This window comes from Kaarinaea lacus (genome assembly GCF_975902315.1).
Genome location: NZ_CDLKIE010000235.1, coordinates 1 through 4,162, shown reverse-complemented (window position 1 = coordinate 4,162; position 4,162 = coordinate 1). Strand labels below are relative to the sequence as shown.

At 46.1% G+C, this 4,162-nt stretch carries 4 protein-coding genes and 1 other RNA gene; 2 read left to right on the top strand and 3 right to left on the bottom strand.

Features of this window, described 5'->3' with window-relative positions:
• Together ACWVCM_RS07075 and ACWVCM_RS07070 are read left to right on the top strand one after the other, a co-directional pair.
• A partial coding sequence (locus ACWVCM_RS07075; RefSeq protein WP_455201025.1) for a hypothetical protein occupies nucleotides 1-243 on the top strand: 243 nt, incomplete at its 5' end.
• A gap of 34 nt (nucleotides 244-277) precedes the next feature.
• On the top strand, nucleotides 278-1,927 hold the full coding sequence (locus ACWVCM_RS07070; RefSeq protein ID WP_455201024.1) for a hypothetical protein: 1,650 nt from the start codon (nucleotides 278-280) through the stop codon (nucleotides 1,925-1,927).
• Between the two features lie 187 nt (nucleotides 1,928-2,114).
• Here ACWVCM_RS07070 and ACWVCM_RS07065 read toward each other — a convergent pair whose 3' ends face one another.
• The 3 genes from ACWVCM_RS07065 to ssrS form a co-directional block, all read right to left on the bottom strand.
• Entirely contained in the window at nucleotides 2,115-2,885 is a 771-nt protein-coding gene (locus tag ACWVCM_RS07065) for an oxygen-binding di-iron domain-containing protein (RefSeq protein WP_455201023.1), read from the bottom strand.
• Nucleotides 2,886-3,145: 260 nt separating this feature from the next.
• Nucleotides 3,146-3,733, bottom strand: a complete 588-nt coding sequence (locus ACWVCM_RS07060; RefSeq protein WP_455201022.1) for a 5-formyltetrahydrofolate cyclo-ligase — start codon at nucleotides 3,731-3,733, stop codon at nucleotides 3,146-3,148.
• Nucleotides 3,734-3,749: 16 nt separating this feature from the next.
• A non-coding RNA gene (gene ssrS, locus ACWVCM_RS07055) (6S RNA) lies at nucleotides 3,750-3,929 on the bottom strand.
• Nucleotides 3,930-4,162: the final 233 nt, after the last annotated feature.

Below are 4,162 nucleotides of genomic sequence, written 5' to 3'. Positions count from 1 at the left end.
GTGTTCGATACAGCTGCCAGCCGGGATAACATTGTCAACAAGTTGTATGACGATTTCATCATCGACAATGTCGCCTCCCAACCTTCGCGCGCCGAAGTCAGTAACTTGTTAATTGGCACGGGAGGATTGCTGGAACAGTTGAGTGCCAGTTGTTCAGGAAGTTGTGACGCTGCACGCAACACTGTGATTCTAAAATCCATGTGTGTGTCGGTGCTCAGTAGTGCATCAGCAACCGTACAGTAAGATTATTTGAATTAATTAGATTGAGGATAGCGAAATGCTTATCAAAACAAAGCGTAAAATCCATAAAATTGACGAGCCGATCTTGCATGATGGTCATAAGCGACCCGTTACTCGCCGCGAGTTTCTGGGTGCCGGTTTAATTTCGGGAAGTGCCATGGTCATGGGCGATGCGCTGCTAATGGGCTTAATGTCCAACCCGGCATTTGCTGCCACTGAAGCGAGCTGCGGCCTGGCAGTACGAGGTGCCGGCAAAATCCCCTTTATCGCATTTGATTTGGGTGGTGGAGCTAACATGGCTGGCTCAAGTGTGCTTATCGGCGGCCCCGGTGGACAGATGGATTTCCTGAGCACCGCCGGCTACAACAAAATGGGCTTGCCAGGTGACGTGGTTCCGGGTCTTGCAGAAGCAACGCCAACAGCTACCAGTAATGGTGACCACACGGACACTTCGTTTGGACTGGCACAGCATTCGGATAGCGCCTATTTACGAGGCATGCTTGCAGTGACCTCTGCGGCTACGCGTGCCAACACCAACGGTTTCGTGATACCGGCTCGCTCTGACAATGACACCGGAAACAATCCTCACAATCCAATGTACGGCATTAATAAAGCCGGTGCCGACGGTGAATTATTAACTTTAATTGGCTCTCGCGCTTCTGTATCCGGAGGTCGCTCAATGGCACCGGCCAGCATGATTGACTTATCCGTACAACCCACGAAAGTTGATCGCGCCAGCGACGTTACCGGCCTGGTGGATACCGGCGGTCTGGTTGGTTTGTTATCAGAGGCTGATGCGACTGTCGTAATGGAATCCATTGAACGGCTGAGTAAAGCCAAGCTGGGCATTGATGGAGGCACAGGCTCAATTAACGCAACAGCGGTAGTAAAAGATTTAATGCACTGCGGCTATTTGAAAACGACTGCCAATGTGCGCGATTTTGGAGATCCAGCATCACTGGATATTAACCTGGACACTGATGTTACCGGTTTGTTTGGACCCACAGGTACGCTAACAGTCGACGGTTTAAACGCGAGTTTAAATGACGGTTATTTTGAAAAAGTCGCATCAGTCATGAAACTCTGTATCGATGGTCGCGCTGGCGCAGGCACCATCGAGCAAGGCGGTTATGACTACCATAACGGTACCCGCGCAACGGGTGAGATACGTGACCTGCGTGCCGGCATCGGTATCGGTATGTGTCTGGAGTATGCTGCGTTAAACAACAAACCTGTCATGATATATGTGTTTAGCGATGGATCATTGGCCAGTAACGGTCGTATTGATGACTCGGTAGATGGCCGCGGCAAAGGCGAATGGACGGGTGACAACTCTTCTACGGCAGCGTCATGGGTATTTGTATACAACCCTAACGGGCAACCCACCTTGTTAGGCGGCACGCCGGAAGAACAGGCAGTACACCAGCAATTAGGTTTTATGAGAAGTTCTGGTTCAGTTGAAACTGCTGGTACTACACCCGGCGCAAACAACGTTAACCTGTTAGTGGAAATGATCATACTCAATTATATTGCACTACACACCCCGGGCGCGGGTGGCGCAGGCTATAATGGAGCCCTGGATGCCGCACTTACGGCAGCACTTGGAAGCCATGGACTGGGACCGAACCTTGAACAATACGTTGCTTTCCAGGGAATATATGACGGTACGCTTAATACACCGATTTAATCAATCACCCAGTAACTCTCAGCAACACGCTGTAAAACAGGAAAAGGCCGATGCAATTGCATCGGCCTTTTTGTTTAATACGACATAACAATTATAATTGTGTTGCTAGTGTGAGTAAGTCGTGTGGAACAGCATGATTGCTGAAAAGTTTTTTACGCGCAATCGCAAATATATCCACACAGGTTTCTTAAGGTATTGAATAATGACTTTCAAACATATTATCTATTCCACACTCAAGCTGAGATAACCATGTTAAAAACTCATCAATCATATCGTGCCCAACGAAAGGCCGTCCGTGTTGCGGTACAATCATTTCTACATCCAGTTGCCTGATCATGTTGACCCACAAACGACAAACCTTATTAGACACCATATAACGCTTATGGAAACCCAACATTGCGGGTATATGTTTTCGAAAATCTTCCACGGGCCGATCAGCATCACTGGCCACCAATGATGCGCCCACATCTCCGGAAAAAAGAATCTTACTGGTAGTATCGTAAAAGTGTAAGTTACCCACTGAATGGAGAAAATGGGCAGGCAGGGCCTTGATGACGGTACTGCCTAACCTGAAATCCATACCCTGATCAGGGATTGCGATAATGCGTCCTTCCACTTTTTCTTTCATGTAACCTGGTACCAGGTGCGGAATAAACCGATGCCAGAGTTTTGATATTACAATCTTCGCATCACTGTACATTAACCATTTGTCGAACGAAGAAACAATATCCGGATCCTGGTGTGTGGCAAATATGAAATCAATGTCTTTGGTTTTGACATACTTGTTGACTGACATTGTGAGTGGCATATACGTTAAATCACCACCGGGATCAAACAGGGCCGAATGGCCATTATTGAACATCACGAGTTGATTAGCTTGTATCCCTTCCCCGGTTACCAGGTCATTAAAACTCATTACAACATGACCATCCTGGTTATATAAAATATTTTCTTTCATCGGCTCATCTCTACTTTAAATTGTTATTTTTACTAACATGCTCATCCTCAAGACAATGCACATAATTTATCAAACCGCAACTGGGCGGTTGTTGCTTTGCATCAAAGGAAATCAGATTTAACAACTGATGAAATTAACGACTTGATTACGCTGATCAGTAGATGATCGATCAGGGCTTAAAGTTGCACCAAAATGCGGCAGCAAGATTATTTTATTTTTAACAACAAGATACGAGATCAGTTTTATTCTTTTGTGGGCTACTAAACCTTGATCAGATTGTGTTCGGTAGCAATATAACTCAGCGGCACATCCCAGGATTCGCTTTCAATTGAGGGAACCTCCTGAAAACTGTATCCTAGACCAACTATTCTTGGTTTAATCCACCTGGCGCGGACATTTAAAAAACTAAGAGTACGGTCATAATAACCTCCACCCATACCCAGTCGGTTTCCCTTTTTATCATAAGCGACCAGTGGCATGATGATTAAATCAAGATAACGCGCCTTTAATCTGTGACGCGCTGAAACTGTCGGCTCAGGTATACCAAACTGGTTAAAACTCATCGGTGCATCCGGTTCGTAGGGTGCAAACAATAAACTTTTTTCATGGGTTGGTGTTAAAACTGGCAAGTAGCATTTTTTTCCCATAGCCCAGGCGTTCGCCATCAAATGGGAGGGATCAAGCTCACCATCATTCGCCACATAAAATGCGATGCGTTCGCTCTTTCTAAACATTGCTGTTTTGGCAAAATGATTCGCGAACTGTTGAGCGAAGTCTTCTTGCTGGTGAGGAGTCAGTGCGCGCCTCTTAGTGCGCAATTGCGAACGTATGGAATTGCGTGATGTCATGTAGTCGTTAATGGAGGTACACCCCACCTGTGCCGTGCGTGTCTCTGCTCTTGACCCAGAGCAGATAGGTGGGGTCATCGGCCAACAAATTAGGCTTTCCGTCTAGCGGACGTGCTCACATCATCAACGTTCTGTCCCCAGGGGTTTTCGTATGGGACAAGAATTCTCTGACACTACACGAACACCGCAGGGTGTACCATTACTTAAAAGTTTACTCGTTTCCTGATTATGCTATTTGCTACAAATCAAGGTAATGCAATTCAGGCTTCTAGATTACAAACACTACAGATCAGTATCTGATAATTACAATTCTAACTGTTTACAGCGAGTTAATGCCGTTTCAACTTTATCCCGCAAACTTTTAATCTTGCTCGTATCTACGGATGTACTGTTGGCTGCATCAAAACGGCTTTGTAAAAAATCATGGGT

What these genes read in the sequence shown, in the direction of transcription:
- ACWVCM_RS07070 (WP_455201024.1), top strand. Translation starts at nt 278, where the DNA reads ATGCTTATCAAAACAAAGCGTAAAATCCATAAAATTGACGAGCCGATC.
- ACWVCM_RS07060 (WP_455201022.1), bottom strand. Translation starts at nt 3,733, where the DNA reads ATGACATCACGCAATTCCATACGTTCGCAATTGCGCACTAAGAGGCGC.
- ACWVCM_RS07065 (WP_455201023.1), bottom strand. Translation starts at nt 2,885, where the DNA reads ATGAAAGAAAATATTTTATATAACCAGGATGGTCATGTTGTAATGAGT.